The 16983-nt window shown below is 65.6% G+C and carries 14 protein-coding genes; 10 read left to right on the top strand and 4 right to left on the bottom strand.

Annotated elements, in window-relative coordinates; all coding sequences use genetic code 11:
• Positions 1-195 precede the first annotated feature (195 nt).
• The 3 genes from CHB88_RS13850 to CHB88_RS13840 form a co-directional block, all read right to left on the bottom strand.
• Positions 196-2808 (bottom strand): bifunctional diguanylate cyclase/phosphodiesterase, encoded by a 2613-nt coding sequence (locus tag CHB88_RS13850; RefSeq protein ID WP_176442469.1) that lies wholly within the window; start codon positions 2806-2808, stop codon positions 196-198.
• 366 nt (positions 2809-3174) lie between these two features.
• A complete protein-coding gene (locus tag CHB88_RS13845; RefSeq protein ID WP_176442468.1) occupies positions 3175-3840 on the bottom strand; it encodes an SIMPL domain-containing protein in 666 nt (221 codons plus the stop codon).
• Between the two features lie 26 nt (positions 3841-3866).
• Complete coding sequence (locus CHB88_RS13840) at positions 3867-4739, bottom strand: alpha/beta hydrolase (protein WP_176442467.1); 873 nt, start codon at positions 4737-4739, stop codon at positions 3867-3869.
• On the opposite strand from CHB88_RS13840, the gene CHB88_RS13835 reads away from it, so the two are divergent.
• Entirely contained in the window at positions 4738-5619 is an 882-nt protein-coding gene (locus CHB88_RS13835) for a DUF4118 domain-containing protein (protein WP_089399920.1), read from the top strand. The two genes, CHB88_RS13840 and CHB88_RS13835, sit on opposite strands and share 2 nt — an antisense overlap.
• Here the strand turns inward: CHB88_RS13835 and CHB88_RS13830 are convergent.
• Positions 5564-8275, bottom strand: a complete 2712-nt coding sequence (locus CHB88_RS13830) for a bifunctional diguanylate cyclase/phosphodiesterase (protein WP_089399919.1) — start codon at positions 8273-8275, stop codon at positions 5564-5566. The two genes, CHB88_RS13835 and CHB88_RS13830, sit on opposite strands and share 56 nt — an antisense overlap.
• A 495-nt stretch (positions 8276-8770) precedes the next feature.
• Here CHB88_RS13830 and CHB88_RS13825 point away from each other — a divergent pair, with 495 nt between their 5' ends.
• From CHB88_RS13825 to CHB88_RS13785, 9 genes are read left to right on the top strand one after another with little or no spacing between them, the layout of a single operon-like run.
• On the top strand, positions 8771-9556 hold the full coding sequence (locus CHB88_RS13825) for an ABC transporter ATP-binding protein (protein WP_089399918.1): 786 nt from the start codon (positions 8771-8773) through the stop codon (positions 9554-9556).
• Between the two features lie 39 nt (positions 9557-9595).
• Positions 9596-10579: an ABC transporter substrate-binding protein gene (locus CHB88_RS13820; protein ID WP_089399917.1), complete on the top strand. Its 984-nt coding sequence runs from the start codon at positions 9596-9598 to the stop codon at positions 10577-10579.
• The gene (locus CHB88_RS13815) at positions 10580-11422 is read left to right on the top strand and encodes an ABC transporter permease (RefSeq protein ID WP_089399916.1); all 843 of its coding nucleotides are present in this window, start codon (positions 10580-10582) and stop codon (positions 11420-11422) included.
• Between the two features lie 9 nt (positions 11423-11431).
• Complete coding sequence (locus tag CHB88_RS13810; RefSeq protein ID WP_089399915.1) at positions 11432-12199, top strand: SDR family oxidoreductase; 768 nt, start codon at positions 11432-11434, stop codon at positions 12197-12199.
• Positions 12200-12226: 27 nt separating this feature from the next.
• Positions 12227-12766 (top strand): cupin domain-containing protein, encoded by a 540-nt coding sequence (locus CHB88_RS13805; RefSeq protein WP_089399914.1) that lies wholly within the window; start codon positions 12227-12229, stop codon positions 12764-12766.
• A 5-nt stretch (positions 12767-12771) separates the two neighbouring features.
• Positions 12772-13638, top strand: coding sequence for an alpha/beta fold hydrolase (locus CHB88_RS13800; protein ID WP_217900168.1), 867 nt, complete (start codon positions 12772-12774; stop codon positions 13636-13638).
• A gap of 10 nt (positions 13639-13648) precedes the next feature.
• Entirely contained in the window at positions 13649-14473 is an 825-nt protein-coding gene (locus tag CHB88_RS13795; protein ID WP_089399913.1) for an IclR family transcriptional regulator, read from the top strand.
• 15 nt (positions 14474-14488) lie between these two features.
• Positions 14489-15295, top strand: coding sequence for an SDR family oxidoreductase (locus tag CHB88_RS13790; RefSeq protein WP_089399912.1), 807 nt, complete (start codon positions 14489-14491; stop codon positions 15293-15295).
• Positions 15288-16970, top strand: coding sequence for a thiamine pyrophosphate-binding protein (locus CHB88_RS13785; RefSeq protein WP_089399911.1), 1683 nt, complete (start codon positions 15288-15290; stop codon positions 16968-16970). Before CHB88_RS13790 ends, CHB88_RS13785 begins: the two co-directional genes overlap by 8 nt.
• Positions 16971-16983 lie beyond the last annotated feature (13 nt).

Genomic DNA, 16983 nt, shown 5'->3' with positions numbered 1-16983 from the left:
ATGTGGGTTGTGCCGGACGATGCCGGGTTTGCTAGTCCGGTGCCAGGCATGTCGCGGCGGCGCTGCAGCATTCTATGCGATAGGCCGCCGCCCTGCCGGTACCGGCCATTGACTGCAATGTAACGGCCATCGCCGAGAGGCGCACCCGGAAATTTTGATTTGCATCAATGATGCCTGGAATTTCGTGTTGGCTGCTCACAGCATGGAGGGCACCAGGCCCTGCCGCAATCGCGACGGCAGGTCGGCCGCCGGCAGCGGGCGGGACACCAGGAAGCCCTGGATCTCGTCGCAGCGCAGCGCCTTCAGCGCCCGCATCTGCTCCAGGGTTTCCACGCCTTCGGCCACCACCCGCATGCCGAGGCCGTGCGCCATGGTGATGATGGCCGAGAACAGCACCGTGCCTTCGCGCGTCTTTTCCAGTTGGGCGGTAAAGGCGCGGTCCACCTTGAGCACATCGAAATCGAGCCGCTGCAGCTGCGAGAGCGAAGAGTAGCCGGTGCCGAAATCGTCCACCAGCAGCTTCACGCCCATGCGCTGGATGGCGCTCAAGGTGCGCGCCACCTCGTCGCCGTCGCCGCTCATGCTCGATTCGGTCAGCTCCACTTCGAGCAGCGCCGGATCCACCTGGTGCCGTTGCAGGCAATCGCCCAGCATCCTGGCGATGTCGGTTTGAGTGAACTGGCGCGGAGAGACATTGACCGACACCGGCACCAGCGGATCGCCCTGGCGCGACCAGAACGCCAGCTGGGCGCACACCTTGTCGATCACCAGCTCCCCGAGGCGCACGATGAGCCCGGTCTCCTCCGCCAGCGGAATGAAGTCGTTCGGCTCGACGATGCCCCGCGTCGGATGGGCCCAGCGCACCAGCGCCTCCATGCTGGAGGTGGCGCCGGTGGCGACGTCGACCCGCGGCTGGTAGTACATCACCAGCTGATCGTGCTCCAGCGCCTGGCGCAGCTCGGCTTCCTTGCGATGCCGTTCCTGCAGCGCGTCGTGGAAGCTTTGATGAAAGAAGCAGTAGCTGTGCTTGCCGTCGGTCTTGACCGAGTACATCGCGATATCGGCATTCTTGAGCAGGGTGTTGGCATCCTGGCCGTCCTGCGGAAACAGGCTGATGCCGATCGAGGTGCCGACCTGATGGGTGCCGGCGGTGATGCGGAAGGCCGGCCCGAACGCTTCCAATATCCGGCGCGCGACGTGAACCGAATCCTCCGCGGCGTGCAGGCTTTCCAGTATCACCAGAAACTCGTCGCCGCCGATACGCACCACGTGGTCATGCGGCCTTATCGCCAGCTTCAGCCGCCGGCCGACGTGGCGCAGCACTTCATCCCCGGCCTCATGGCCCATGGTGTCATTGATGATCTTGAAGCCGTCGAGGTCGATGAACAACAGCGCGACCTGCATGCGCTGGACGGCCGCGCTGCTCAGGATCTCCGGCAGGTGCTGTTGAACCCAGTGGCGGTTCGGCAGACTGGTGAGGGCGTCATGGTTGCCGCGCCGCTCCAGTTCGCTGACGTGGGCCTTGGCCTCGCTGATATCGCGCAGCATGACGGCCAGGTCGTGGTCCGGCCGCGAGATGCGGATGTGGATCCAGCCCGGGCCGGGCAGGCCGATGCTGGCCAGTTCCGTTTCGCCTTCATAGCTTCCGTCGCGCAGGGCGCGCCGCAGCATCTTCATGGTCAGCTCCGCGGTCTGCCCGTGATAGATGGCGGAGATGGTGCGGCCGACGAGTTCGTGGCGGCGGTAGCCCACCAGTTCGGCGCCGCGCTGGTTGCAGTCGGTGACGCGGAAGTCGGTCGCGCGGCCGCTGCCGTCGTAGATCGGACTGGCGATGAAGAAGCCCTCGTCGCTGCTTTCGGTGGCGGTGCGGTAGGTGGCTTGCATGGTCTCGAACTGGTGCTTGCGCCACGCCAGGCGCCAGGAGAAGAACATCACCAGCAGGGTAAGTACGACCAGGCCGAAGGAAGCCAGGACGCCATATTCGATCGCGGTCCGACGCTGTTCCCGGTAGGGCGCCAGCGCCGCTTCCTGATCGATGCCGGCCAGACTGATCATTCCGTAGTCGGCGGTGGTTTTCCAGCCGATGTAGCGCGGACGGCGGTCGGCAAACCAGTCTGGCGTAACCAGCGCCATCCGGCCGGCTTCGCCCGTCACCGCCGGCTGCTTCAGCAAGGCCGGCGCCTCCGGGCGGTACACCTGGATCCCCAGACGGCTCAGGCGGGCGCGCCGGTCCATGCCCAGGATGCCCAGGAACCCATGCTCGCCGATGGTGGCCTCGTCGAAGCCGGAGATGAAATGCTCCGGCACCACCGATACCAGCACGATGCCGGCAAAGCTGCCATCCGGATGGGACAGCCGACGGGAAAAGGGCACCACCAGCTGGCCGGTGAAATCCCCCGTGCGGGCATAGCCGATATACAGTTCGTCAGCGCTTCGCGCCTGCGCCGCGAAATAAGGTTTTCCCGCCACGTTGACGCGGCGTATGTCGGGCACGGTACTGGTGATCAATTCGCCGTCGGCGTCGATCAGCGCCACGTAGAAGCCGGAAATCATCGGCGGCGCGGCATGGGCATGCATGTCTTCCAGTCGATAGCGGCCATTCGCGGTTTGCCAGCCGTGCCTTACATAGAGCGCGATCTGATCGATGGCCTGCAGCGTGCTGTGCAGATGGGTGGCATAGGCGCGGGACAGCACTTCGGCTTCCTGCATCGCGGTGGCCTCGGCAGCGCGTTTTTCCTTCTCCAGATTGGCGAACAGCAAGGTCCATCCCAGCACGCCGATGAGCAGTGCCAGCAACGGCCACAACAACAGAAACCGAACGTTGCCTTTCAGGACGCTGAGTTCATGAAGGGCTTGCTGTCTATTGGACGCGAACCAGGACATGGGCGAGAACAGAGTGGCTAGAGCCGCGCCGCCGGCTTGTTACGCGGCCGGGCGGGCAGCGGGGCGCCGGCGGCGACCTCCTAAATTGCAGTTCCCGTCCGCCTGCATGGTGTCCTCCAGCGTGGATTTCCGTAGGTTAAGAAAGGAACCCTTGGTGGTACAGCTTAACCCAGCCTTTCTTGCCCTCAATCGGGAGATGAAAGACGGATTGAGTTTGCATAAACCTTGGACGAAAAGAATACCAAGTGGTTTTCGGGCGGTCATGCTGATTGATCCATGCTACACCCGGGATCATTCCATGCGAATGCGTCCGTTCACGTTCACCGTCACTTCCGCCTGTCCCGCTTCGGAGGGTATGGGCGCCGCTTCCATCGACTTGGCCATCGCACGCGTCGCCACCGGGCGCGGTCCCGGAAAGGCGATGGGCTGGTCGAGGGACAGCTCCTCGATGTCGTAGCGGCTGAAGCCGAAAGCCTTGGCGGCTTCCTGCGCCCGGGAGCGGAAGGCGGCGGCGGCTTCCTGCAGCAGGCGGTTTTCCTCCTCGCGCCGGCGCTCCCGGGAAAGGTGAAAGCCGATGCCGCGCAGCTGCAGGCGCTGGCCGAGGTTGCCGCTCAGCTTGGCGAGCGCCGGAATGTCGCGGGAATCGAGAATGATTTCGCCGCTCACCTGCCAACCCGTCTGGCGGCCGTCGCGCCACTCCGGCTGGGTGTTCAGCGCGCCCATCTGCACCCGTACCCCCGGCACCGCCTTGGCGATCTTCACCGCGTCGTTCAGTGCCGACAGCACCGCTTCGTTGAGCGGCCCGGGCTGGTCGCCGGAGCGCGTGATGCCCAGGACGGCCTGCATCTCATCGTTCGGCACCTGGCTCGATGCTTGGGCGGAAAGATTCATCAAGGGGCCGGCGGCCGCGGCGAAGGGCAGGGCAAGAAGGGCGAGCAGGGCGGCGGTTCTGAGCATGGGGGTCTCCTGGAAGCGGGATGGGATCAGCCGCCGCCCCGAAGCAGCCGTCGCAGTTCGCGCGACAGCAGCGGCGGCTGTTCGAAGGCGGGCGCCGGCTGGGAGGCATTCAGGCTGCGCTTGATGAAGCGCTCCGTTTCCTGCATCACCGTCTCGCGCTCGTTGTCGATGGTAATCATGTGATAACAGTCGCCGAGGTAGATCAACTCCTTGCTCGCCGAAGCGATGTTGTCGTGAATCCATTCCGCGTTGCCTATGGAGACCGTCTCATCCTCGATCGCATGCATCAGCAGGGTCGGCGCGCTCACGCTCGCGATGTGCCGGCGCACATGGGCGATCAGTCGCAAGCCTTCGGTGGTGTGCTTCAGCGAGATGGAATCCCCGCCCATTTCCGAGACCCGGTCGGCGAGCAATGCCTTTCTGACCATGGCCCGCATTTCCGGGTTCTTCAGGCCGAATGGCTCCCTTTCGCGATAGCTGTAGCGTTCCTTAAAAGGTACAATCGGCAGCATTTTCAGAAGGAAACGGTACCAGGGCATGGCCCAGCCGTCGTAGGCCAGGGCAGTGGCCAGCAGGACCAGGCTATCGAGTTCCTCCTCCTCGGCAACCGCGAGCGCCAGCGTGGCACCCATGGATACCCCGGCCAGTGACACGGTTGCATAGTCCTGCTTCAGGCGGCGCACATGCGTTGCTGCCTGCTCCAGCCAGTTTTCCCATCCCGAAGCGGGCGTGCCATGGCAGAAGCCGCGGATGTTGGGCGCGAATACCGACAGGCCGGCGCCATGCAGGTGCTGGGCAAGGCGGTCCACTTCGAGGATGTTGGCGCCCATGCCGTGGATGAGCATGACCACATGCTCGCCTGCCTGCTTGTGAAGGTTTTGATCGCTTGTCTGAATCATGAATGTCAAAAACGCAAAAAACTGGTCCCGCATGCCGCGTCCGCAGGCTTACCTGCTGTCGCTTGCCATCACCATGGCGATCTTCGGCATCCGCTACATCCTGCATCCCTATCTGGCGCCGCATGCCGCCTTCCACTTCTTCGTGGTCGCCTGCCTGCTGGTCGAGTACCTGGTCGGCCTCGGGCCGGCCGTGCTGAGCGCGACGCTCGGCTTCTTCCTCGGCCTGCATTTCTTCATCATGCCGTTCGGCGAGGTGGACGGCATTTCCCGCAGCGATGTGATTGTCGCGGTTAACTACGCCTTTGTCACATTGTTTGCCATCGGGCTGATCGAATATCTGCGGCGCACGCTGCACTCCAACCAGCTGCTGCTCAAAGTTTCACGGTCGCGCCACAAGATCTCGCTGCATCGGGAGAACGAGCGCCTGCACCTCACCCGCAAGGCGGGCGCGGCGGTGCGCGTGCTGCGCAAGCTGTTTTCGGAATTCGACCAGGTGCTGCTGCTGCGGCTGGAGGACGGCATGCTGTATCCGCAGCCGCTGCTGTTCCAGCTCGCCGGCGCGATGCAGCATGGATCGGCGGCGGACGCCTTTGCCCTCTTCGAAGCGGAGGACAGGGCGCTGCTGGAAAGCGAGCTGCTGCTGATGGCGGCAGCCGGGGCCGTGCGGCGGGAGCTGACGCTGCGGCTGCGCACATCCGCCCTGGTGCGGGTGGCGCTCGAGCGCATCGCCGTGGGCGGCATCGATGCGGTGGTGCTGAAGCTGCTGGAGGTTGCAGAGCCGGAGGCCGCCATGCGAAGCGGCCGCCATCCTGACGCCCTGGCTGCTACACCGGCGCCAGCCGGCCCGGCCCGCGCGGCGGCGCCAGCAGGAAGCGCTTGAGCATCAGCTGGGCCATGTCGCCGGCGCTCACCGCCTGCGACACCACGTGGCCCTGGATCTCGTCGCAGGCCAGCGTCTGCAGCACGTTCAGCTGCTCCACCGTTTCCACCCCCTCCGCCACGACGCAGATGTCGAGCGCGCTGGCCATGGACATGATGGCGCCGAACAGCAGCTTGCCTTCGCTGCCCTCGGACAGCGCGCGGGTGAAGGCCTGGTCGACCTTGAGCACGTCCACGTCCAGCCGGTGCAGCTGGGCCATGGATGAATAGCCGGTGCCGAAGTCGTCGATCATCAGCTTGATGCCGAGCGACCGCAGCGCCGCCAGTTCCTGCGTCACCACCTGGCTGCGGTCGATCACCGCCGACTCGGTCAGCTCCACCTCGATCAGCGCCGGTCCTATGCCGTGCCTCTCCATGCAGGCCATGAGAAAGGCGCTCAGGGTGCCCGACTTCAGCTGCTGCGGCGAGACGTTGATCGACACCGGCACCAGCGCCAGGCCCTCCTGCTTCCATTGGGCCAGCTGGCGGCACACCTTGTCGATCACCATCTCGCCCATCGGCACGATCAGCCCGATGTCTTCCGCCACGTCGATGAAATCCAACGGATAGACCAGGCCATGCTGCGGCCGCTGCCAGCGAACCAGGGCTTCCATGCTGGTGATGCGGCCGCTGCTCATGCCTACCCGCGGCTGGTAGTGCACCACGAACTCGTCCTTGGCCACCGCCTCCTGCAAGGCGCTTTCCTTGGACAGGCGCAGGATGAGCGAGTCCGACAGGTGGGTGTGGTAATAGGCATAGCGGCCCTTGCCGGCAGCCTTGGCGGCGTACATCGCCACGTCCGCGTGCTTGAGCAGGGTTTCGGCATCCTGGCCGTCGTTCGGAAACAGGCTGATGCCAATGGAGGCATTCACCTGGTTGCCCGTGCCGGCCGCCAGCGCGAACGGCTTGGCGATGGCGCCGACGATAGTCTTGGCCACCCGCGACACGTCCTCCACCACGTCGACATGGTCGAGCACCACCACGAATTCGTCGCCGCCCAGGCGCACCACATGGTCGCTGGCGCGCACGGCGTTCCTCAGCCGATGCGCCGCCTGCACCAGCAGCTCGTCGCCGGCGTCGTGGCCGAGCGTATCGTTGACGTTCTTGAAGTTGTCGAGGTCGATGAACAGCAGCGCCAGATGGCCGGGGCGCTGCGCCGCCCGGCTGACGGCGGCCGGCAGGAAGGTGGCGAGCCAGTGCCGGTTGGGCAGCTTGGTGAGGGTATCGTTGTTGGCCAGTTCCGCCAGCGCCTGTTCCTGCTCCTTGGCGGCGGAAATGTCGCGTATGGTCAGCGCCAGGCCGGCGCTGGACCGGACGATGCGGCGGTAGACCCACTTCGCCCGCAGCGGGCTGCGCGGCGACACCCGCAGCTCGTCCTCGATGAAGCCCCGGTCCAGCGCCAGCCGCGACAGCGCCAGCATCTCGTCGCGGAAGAAGGCCGGCTTCAGTTCGGATGCCTTCAGGCCGAGCAGCTGCTCGCGGGTGACGCCGAGCAGGTCCGCTGCCCGGTTGTTGCAGTCGTCGAGGCGGAAGTCGTCGACATAGCCCTGGCGGTTGCGGATCGGGCGAATCATGTAGAAGCCTTCGTTGGCGGCGTCGGTGGCGAGGCGGTAGGTTTCCCGGGTTTCCTCGGCCTGCCGCCGCCGCTGCGCCAGCCGTGCCGCCACCCAGGCGGCAGCGAGCGACAGCGCGAGGATCGCCAGGCTTTCGAAGATGGCGGTCTCGCGCAGGCTCCGCGCCTCCGCCTCGTAGGGCGCCATCGCGTCCTGAAGGGAAAAGCCGGCCAGCGCCACCAGCGGATACTGGCCCAGCTTCTTCCAGGCGACGAGGCGCGCCCGGCCGTCGTGAAACTTTTCCGCCGGCTCGACGGCAATGCCGGACGGAGTCGGGAACAGCGGATCCTGCTTGTAGAACACCGGGTAGTTCTTGCTGCGGCTGCCGACCTTGCTCGCCAGGAGCGGCCCGCTCGCCAGTCGCGCCGAGACGAAGTCGTGCTCGCCGGGCGCGGCGCTTTCCTGGTGGGCGACGAGGTAGGGCGGTTCCACCGAAACGAAGACCACGCCGTCGAAGCTGCCGTCCGGCCGGTTCAGGCGGCGGGTGAAGCGGATGATGGGACGGTCCAGGAAGCGGCTCGGACTGGGCGGCGAGATCAGCAGCCCGGCGCAGCACTCGCGGCGGTGAAACTGGAAATAATCCGCATCCGAGACATTGACCGAGTGCCGGCTGGAGATCGTGCTGGTGACCAGGTTGCCGCTGGCATCGAAGATGTTGGCATAGAGGAGCTGGCTTTCCGGGAAGATGCCGTGCGCCTTGTCCTTTTCCAGGTCGACCGGGATCACCGGATCCTCCCAATGGTATTTCAGCCGCAGCGTGATCTGGTCGACCTGCTCGATCATCTGGGCCAGCTGCTGGGAATAGGAATCGGCGACGGCGACCGCTTCGCTGCGCACGCTTCTTTCGGCCTCCCGCCGGCTGCGCTCCCGCTTTTCGGCGGCGTTGATCCAGACCAGGCCGATCAGCAGCGCGCCCAGCAGCGGCCAGACCAGGACCGCCAGCCATTCGCGTCGCTTGGCGAACACATTCAGATTGATGCGGGGAAAGGCGGCCCAGCTTGGCATGGAGGTAAGCAGTCGCTTGGATATGGGGATGTGAGAAATCCGCCGCGGTGAAGTTCCTTCGATGCAGGTTTTTCCAAGTCACATGGTGGCCGCGTGTGCAGTCCGGGCCGGCTGCCTGCCGGCAGTGCGCTTCCAGCTTGCCCTTGTTTTACGCAGACTGCGCACCGCATTCTCGCGCCTCCGCTCGGAACTGGCGCATCCGCCCCACGAACGCTCGCTTTTGGATAGCGAAAGCCAAGGAAAACAGGCCGAAAACGGGTATTTCCACTTGGCATAGCCATTGCTAAGAAGGCTTATACGTTTTATGTATGAACTGCCTGTTTTTATATGATACAAAAATCTAGCTTTAACTCGATTTTTGTCCTATTCTGACAGCCTGCAGTTCATATTTAAACAGTTGTTTTATATATGAGACAAACGGTTGGCCAGAGATGGTCAGTCATCAAGGACTGCAGTTCTGTTTGTTGAAGCGTCGTACTCAGACCCCGGGGCATCATGATAGAAATCGAATTTCGCAACGTCGGCAAAAGCTTCGTCGATCGTCAAACCTCTGAACTGCGCACAGCGGTTTCCAACCTCGATATCAGCATCCGCAGCGGCGAAGTGGTATCCATCATCGGCCCCTCCGGCTGCGGCAAGAGCACTCTGCTCAACATGGGCGCCGGCCTCTACCTGCCGACCATCGGCGAGGTCTTTGTCAGCGGCGAGCGCGTCACCAAGCCGGTCAAGAAGGTCGCCTTCATGCTGCAGAAGGACCTGCTCATGCCATGGCGGAACATCCGCGCCAACGTCGAACTCGGCCTCGAGATCGACGGCATGGCGCCCGAGAAGCGCCGCGTCATCGCCGAGGAACTGCTCGCGCGCTGCCACCTGAAGGGTTTCGAGGACCACTATCCCTACCAGCTCTCCGGCGGCATGCGTCAGCGCGCCGCCCTGGCGCGCACCCTGGCGGTCGATCCGCAGGTGCTGCTGCTCGACGAGCCCTTCTCCGCCCTCGACGCCCAGACCAAGATGGTGCTGCAGCAGGACCTAGCGAAAATGCTGTATGAAAAGAAGAAGACCGCGCTCTTCATCACGCATGACCTGATCGAAGCCATCGCCCTGTCCGACCGCCTGCTCGTCATGAGCGAGCGCCCCGGCACCATCATCGAGGAAATCACGATCAACCTTCCGCATCGCGACAACCCGCTGGAGCGGCGCAAGCTGCCGGAGATCGGGCCGCTGCAGGGCCGCCTGATGGAGCTGCTGAAGGTAGGCAAGGAAGAAGCCGAGCTGCATTAATCAACGACGCATCAACCGCACATCCACGGAGGAAAGAGCATGAACAAATTGATCGCATCCCTGTGCTGCAAGCTGGCTCTCGCCGCAGCAGTCGTCCCGACGCTGGCGCATGCCGCGCCGGAGGAAGTCACCTACCTGCTGCCGGCGCCGCCGAATTCACCCGCCTTCGGCCCGTGGATGATCGCCCAGCAGAAAGGCTATTACGCCGACGAGAACCTGAAGGTCACCTTCGTCGCCGGCAAGGGCGGCGTCGACGTCGCCAAGCAGATCGGCGCCGGCAATGCCGTCATCGGCGGCGCCATCGGCGATACCCCGATCGTGGTGCGCGCCAACGGCGTGCCGGTGAAGGCGGTGGCGGTGCTCGGCGCCGGCTCCCTCACCATGGTCGCCGCGCACCAGGGCGAGAACATCAAGTCGCTCAAGGACCTCAAGGGCAAGACCATGACGGTCATGTCCTACACCGACACCACCTACTATGCGCTGCTCGGCAACCTGAAGTCGGTCGGCCTCTCCAAGAGCGATGTCCAGATCCAGGCAGCCGGACCGGCCGGCGTGTGGCAGCTGTTCGCCGGCGGCAAGGCCCAGGGCATGGCCGGGGTGCCGGACTGGGTCGTCAGTTCCTCCGACGCCGGCGCCAAGGTCGAGCTGCTGGAGTCGAACGGCTTCAAGAGCATGGCCCAGGCCATCCTCGCCTCGGACGAAACCATCCAGAAGAATCCGCAGCTCATCAAGCGCCTGGTGCGCGCCACCCTGCGCGGCATGGAAGACATCATGAAGGACCCGAAGGCCGCCGCCGCCACGTATGCCGAGGCAGTGCCCGCCTACAAGGGCAAGGAAGCCAGCATCGAGCAGGTGTTCGAGCTGTACCGCAAATACGTGTACGCCAACCAGAAGCCGCTCGGCGTGATCGATCCGAAGCGCATGGAAGAAGTGCAGAAGTTCTATGTCAGCGAAGCGATCGTGCCCAAGGCCACCCCGGTCAACGACCTCTACACCAACCAGTTCGTCGGTACGGAGCGATAAATGAAAACCGCCACTACGGTCGATTCCATGCCCGTCCAGCAGCAGGCCAAGGCCAAGCGCCCCGTGATGAGCGAGCGCGCCTGGATCGCCACCGGCAGCGTGCTGCTGCTCATCCTCTTCCTCGCCCTCTGGCAGTGGGGTCCGGCCATGCTCGGCATGCCGGAGTTCATCCTGCCGAACTTCACCCGCACCATGCAGGAAGCGGTGGTGATGTGGAACAACGCCGACCTGCTGTCGCACTTCGCCATCACCGCGATGGAAGTGGTGGTCGGCTTCGGCCTCGGCTCGCTGCTCGGCCTCGGCGTCGGCGTGGCCCTCGGCCTGTCGCCGCGCGCCGAAGCCATGCTTTCGCCCTACATCCTGGCGCTGCAGATCGCGCCGAAGGTGGCCTTCGCGCCGCTGTTCGTGATGTGGCTCGGCTACACCGTGTATCCGAAGATCATCGTCGCCATCCTGATCGTGTTCTTCCCGGTGATGATCAACGTGCTGTCCGCCATCCGCACGGTGGATCCGGACATGGTCAACCTGGTGCGCACCCTTAACGCCAGCCGCTGGCAGATCTTCCATCTGGTGGAGTTCCGCTCCGCCACGCCGGCCCTGTTCTCCGGCCTGCGCATCGCCTCCACGCTGGCGGTGATCGGCGTCACGGTGGGCGAGCTGGTCGGCGGCAACAAGGGCCTCGGCTTCCTGCTGGTCGACGGCGAAGGCCAGGGCAATACCGCAGCGGTGTTCGTCACCATTCTCGCGCTCACGCTGATCGGCATCGCCGCCTATGGCGCGGTGGTCTGGGCCGAGCGCAAGGTGCTGCACTACCTGCCCAAGGTCGCCACTACCACGGTCTGAGGAGAGCGCATGTCCTTCGCAGCAAACCAACTGCTCGCCGGCCGCAAGGTGCTGGTCACCGGCGCGGCGCGCGGCCTCGGCTTCGACTTCGCCAGCGCCATCGCCGAAGCGGGCGCCAGCGTGGTCATGGCCGACATCCTCGCCGACCGCCTCGCCGAGAGCGTGGAGCAGCTCAAGCGGCGCGACCTGGCGGTCAGCGGCGTGGCCGTGGACCTGGCCGATCCGGCTTCCATCGAGCGCTGCGCGAAGCAGGCGGTGGAAACCCTGGGCGGTCTCGACGGCCTGGTCAACAACGCCGCCATCACCAACTCCGGCGGACGCAGCAGCGAACAGCTGGAAATCGGCATGTTCGACAAGGTGATGACGGTGAACGTACGCGGCACCTGGCTGATGTGCAACGCCTGCCTGCCGGCGCTGCGCGCCTGCGGCCGCGGCAGCATCGTCAACCTCGCCTCGGACACCGCGCTGTGGGGCGCGCCCAACCTGATGGCCTATGTCGCCAGCAAGGGCGCGGTAATCGCCATGACCCGTTCGCTCGCCCGGGAAGCCGGCAGCGACAACGTCACGGTGAATGCCATCGCCCCCGGCTTGACGCTGGTGGAAGCCACCGAATACGTGCCCCAGGCGCGGCACGACACCTACCACAACGGCCGAGCGCTGCAGCGCGCGCAGGTGCCGGAAGACGTGTCGGGCGCGGTGGTGTTCGCGCTGTCGGACCTGTCCCGCTTCATCACCGGGCAGCTGCTGGCTGTCAACGGCGGTTTCGTCATGAACTAACGCATGAACCAACTTAAGGAGCAAGCAATGAGTGATCTGTCAGAACAAGAGAACGTCAAGCGCAGCTGGGACCGCCCGGAAGGCGCCAGCTTCGAGGAGTGGATGAATACCCGCATCGCGCGCTTCTCCACCCGCAAGTACGACTGGGATGCCCTGAAATTCCAGGCCGACTACGACCCGAAGTATCGCCGCGCCCAGATGCGCTACATCGGCACCGGCGGCACCGGCGTGACCGCTGACGTCAACACCATCCCCGCGGAAAACTTCACTTTCTCCACCATGGTGATCCCGGCCGGCCATGAGGGTCCGTCCCACCTCCATACCGACGTCGAGGAAGTGTTCTTCATCATTCGCGGCAAGATGAAGCTAATCGTGGAAAAGGATGGCGAGCGCTTCGAGACGGTCCTCACCGACCGCGACGTCGTCTCCGTGCCGCCGGGCGTCTATCGCGAGGAAATCAACATCGGCGACGAGGATGCGCTGATGTGCGTGATGCTCGGCGCCAAGAAGCCGATCACGCCTACCTATCCGCCCGAGCATCCGCTGGCCAAGATCAAGCGCGGCTGAAAGACATGAACGACCAGGCCATGTCCCCGTCATTGCAGCAGCAGGTGGAACTGCTCGACGCTGCCTTTCCGGAACGTCGCGTGGAAACCGCCGACGGCATGCTGTCCTGCCGCAGCTGCGGCCAGGGCGATGCCATCGTGCTGCTGCATGGCATCGGCTCGGGCGCCGCCTCCTGGCTGCCCTGCGCCCTGCAGTTGCGGGACAAGGCAAGGGTGGTCGCGTGGAATGCGCCCGGCTATGGCGCTTCCGATCCTCTGCTGCAGGCGCGGCCGCAAGCGAAGGATTACGCCGTCCGCCTGGACGCGCTGCTGGCGGCGCTCGACATCGAGCGCTGCACGCTGGTCGGCCATTCGCTCGGCGCCATCATGGCGGCGGCGTATGTGGCCGGCGGCGGCCGGCGCGTCGCCAAGCTCGCGCTGCTGAGCCCGGCCCAGGGGTACGGCGTCGATCCGGAGAAAGCGAAGAAGGTGGAGACGGAACGCCTCGGCAACCTGGCGCAGCTCGGCATCGAGGGCATGGCGCAGCGCAGCCCGCAGCGCATGCTCTCGGCCGATGCCGATGAAACGGCGCGGCAATGGGTGACGTGGAACTCGCGCCAGCTGCGGCCGGCCGGCTATGCCCAGGCGGTGCACCTGCTGTGCGGCGCCGACATCCGCGCCGATGCGCCGCAGGGCGTGCCCTGCGTGGTCGCCTGCGGCGATGCAGATGCCGTCACCACGCCCGAGGCCAGCCGCGCGCTGGCCGATCATTTCGGCGTGCCCTATATGTCCATCGCGGGCGCGGGGCATGCCTGCTACATCGAACAGCCGCGGACAGTGGCGGAGCTGATCCTGTCCCTGCACGCGGCCCCTATCCAGCATGAACAGGCTTGAATCGAACATCATGGCGAAACCCGAACAACCCGAAGAAGACGGCCAGGACCGGTATTCGGTGCCTGGACTGGAGCGTGGATTGCGGCTGCTGTGCGAGTTCAATCGCCACAACCGCGCGCTCTCGGCGCCGGAATTGGCCAAGCGCCTGGACGTGCCGCGCTCCACCGTGTTCCGCCTGCTGACCACGCTGGAACGCCTCGGCTTCGTCGAGCGCAACGACGGCGGCCGCGAATACCGGCTCGGCATGGCGGTGCTGCGCCTTGGCTTCGAATACCTGGCATCCCTCGAACTGACCGAAATCGGCCGGCCGATGCTGGACCGCCTGCGCGACGAGATCGGCTATGCCGCCAATCTGGTCGTGCGCGACGGCCGCTCCATCGTCTACATCGCCAAGTCGGTCAACTCCACCTCGCTGGTGAGTTCGGTCACCGTCGGCACCCGCCTGCCGGCGCATGCGACGGTATTCGGCCGGGTGCTGCTGCAGGACCTGACCCTGGCCGAGCTGCGCGCGCTGTATCCGGAAGAACACCTCGAGGCCTACACGCCGCACACGCCGAAGACGGCGCTGGAGCTGTTCAACATCGTGCAGAAGGACAAGCAGCACGGCGTGGTGCTGCAGGAAGGCTTCTTCGAGCGCGGCATTTCCACCGTGGCCGCGCCGGTGCGCGACCAGAGCGGCCGCGTGATCGCGGCCCTGGGCGCCACTGTGCCGGCGCCGCACATCGCCGAGAGCGAGCTCGGCCACATCATCCGCCGGGTGGAGCAGGTGGCGCAAGAGCTTTCGCGCCTGCTCGGCCACTCGCCGGACAAATTCAACAACGTGGTCAACCTGTAACGGGACAAGACAACCATGAGCATGCTCGTCAACCTTTCCGACCGGGTCGCCGTCGTCACCGGCGGCTCCTCCGGCATCGGCCTGGCGACGGTCGAACTGCTGCTGGAGGCCGGCGCGAGCGTCGCCTTCTGCGGCCGCAGCGAAGACCGCCTCGCTTCCGCCAAGGAAGCGCTGCTGCGGCGCTATCCGCAGGCCCGGCTGCTGGCGGCGCCCTGCGACGTGCTGGACCCGGCATCGGTGCAAGCCTTCGCCGCGCAGGTGAAGGACGCTTTCGGCGATGCCGCCATCCTGGTCAACAACGCCGGACAGGGCAGGGTGTCCACCTTCGCCAGCACCGAGGACGCCGCCTGGATGGAGGAGCTGCAGCTGAAGTTCTTTTCCATCATCAACCCGACCCGCGCCTTTCTGCCGCAGCTGCGCGCCAGCCGCGAGGCGGCGGTGGTCTGCGTCAATTCGCTGCTGGCGGTGCAGCCGGAGCCGCACATGGTCGCCACCTCGGCGGCGCGCGCCGGCGTGCACAACCTGGTGCGATCGCTGGCCACCGAATTCAGCGCCGACGGCATCCGCGTCAACGGCATCCTGCTCGGCCTGGTGGAATCCGGCCAGTGGCGCCGCCGCTATGCCGCCCGCCCGGCGGAAGAACAGGACCTGAGCTGGGAACAGTGGACCGGCAGGCTGGCCCGCAGGAAGGAAATCCAACTCGGCCGTCTCGGCCTTCCCGAAGAGGCTGCCCGGGCCATCATGTTCCTGGCCACGCCGCTCTCCTCGTACACCACAGGGAGTCATATCGATGTTTCAGGAGGACTATCACGTCATGCCTAATCAAAAGCAAGTAACCGTCGGCTGCGCCATTGCCGCCTTCCTTGAGCAGTGCGGTGTCAAGGCCGCCTTTGGCGTGATCTCGATTCACAACATGCCGATCCTCGATGCCTTCGGCGAGCGCGGCAGGATCCGCTTCATTCCGGCGCGCGGCGAGGCCGGCGGCACCAACATGGCCGATGCCTATGCCCGCACCACCAACAGCCTCGGGGTCTGCCTCACCAGCACCGGCACCGCCGCCGGCAATGCCTCCGGCGCGATGGTGGAGGCGCTCACCGCCGGCACGCCGCTGCTGCATCTGACCGGCCAGATCGAGTGCCAGTACCTGGACCAGAACCTGTCCTACATCCACGAAGCGCCGGACCAGCTCACCATGCTCAAGGCGGTGTCGAAAGCCGCCTTCCGGGTGCGCAGCGTGGACACCGCGCTGTCCACCGTGAAGCTGGCGGTGCAGACCGCGCTGACCGCGCCGACCGGCCCGGTCAGCGTGGAGATTCCCATCGACATCCAGGCGGCGCTGATCGACATGCCGGCCGATCTCAGCCCGCTGCCGGTGCCGCGCCAGCAGCCGGCCGAACCGGCGCTGGATGCGCTGGCCGAGCGCCTGGCCAAGGCGAAGCGGCCGCTGCTGTGGCTGGGCGGCGGTTCCCGCGGCGCCGGCGCGCAGGTCAAGCGCCTGCTCGACATGGGCTTCGGCGTGGTCACCACCACCCAGGGCCGCGGCGTGGTGCCGGAAGACGATCCGCGCTCGCTCGGCGCCTTCACCCTGCAAAAGCCGGTGGAGCAGTTCTATCAGACCTGCGACGCCATGCTGGTGGTCGGCTCGCGCCTGCGCGGCAACGAGACGCTGAAGTATGAGCTGCGCCTGCCGCAGCCGCTGTACCGTATCGATGCCGACCCGGCCGCCGAAGGCCGCTGCTACCCCAGCGACTTCTTCGTCAGCGGCGATGCCGAACTGGCGTTGAAGGGCCTGGCCGACCGCCTCGAAGGCAGGATGAAGACCGACCCGGCCTTCATCGGCGACCTCGGCAAGGCGCGCGACGCATCGGTGGCCAGCCTGGTGGACGGCCTCGGCCCCTACAGCGAACTGGTGTCGCAACTGCAGCAGGCCGCCGGCCGCCATTTCAACTGGGTGCGCGACGTCACCGTCTCCAACAGCACCTGGGGCAACCGCTACCTTCGCATCTTCGATCCGCACGCCGGCGTGCATGCGCTCGGCGGCGGCATCGGCCAGGGCCTGGCAATGGGCATCGGCGCCGCGGTCGGCGCGGCGGTGACCGGGTCGGGCAAGAAGACCTTCTGCCTTTCCGGCGACGGCGGCTTCATCCTGAACCTGGGCGAGCTCGCTACCGCGGTGCAGGAACAGGCCGACATGGTGATCGTGCTGATGAATGACAAGGGCTACGGCGTCATCAAGAACATCCAGGATGCGCAGTACGGCGGCCGCCGCCATTACGTCGACCTGCATACGCCCGACTATGCGCTGATGTCGCAGGCACTGAACTTCGGCCACAAGCGCATCGGCAATCTGGCCGACATCGGCGCGGGGCTGAAGGCAGCGGCCGAAGCCAAGGGACCGTTCATGCTGGAGATCGACATGCTGTCCATCGGCAGCTTCAAGACCATCTTCGCCGGCCCGCCGGTGAAGGCGGCCGAACCGGCGGCGGCAACCACCTGAGGCGGAGAACGAG

The sequence above is a fragment of the Noviherbaspirillum humi genome, assembly GCF_900188095.1.
Classification (GTDB): domain Bacteria; phylum Pseudomonadota; class Gammaproteobacteria; order Burkholderiales; family Burkholderiaceae_D; genus Noviherbaspirillum; species Noviherbaspirillum humi.
The sequence above is the reverse complement of the archived record's forward strand: the minus strand, read 5'-3'. Positions and strand labels throughout refer to the sequence as shown.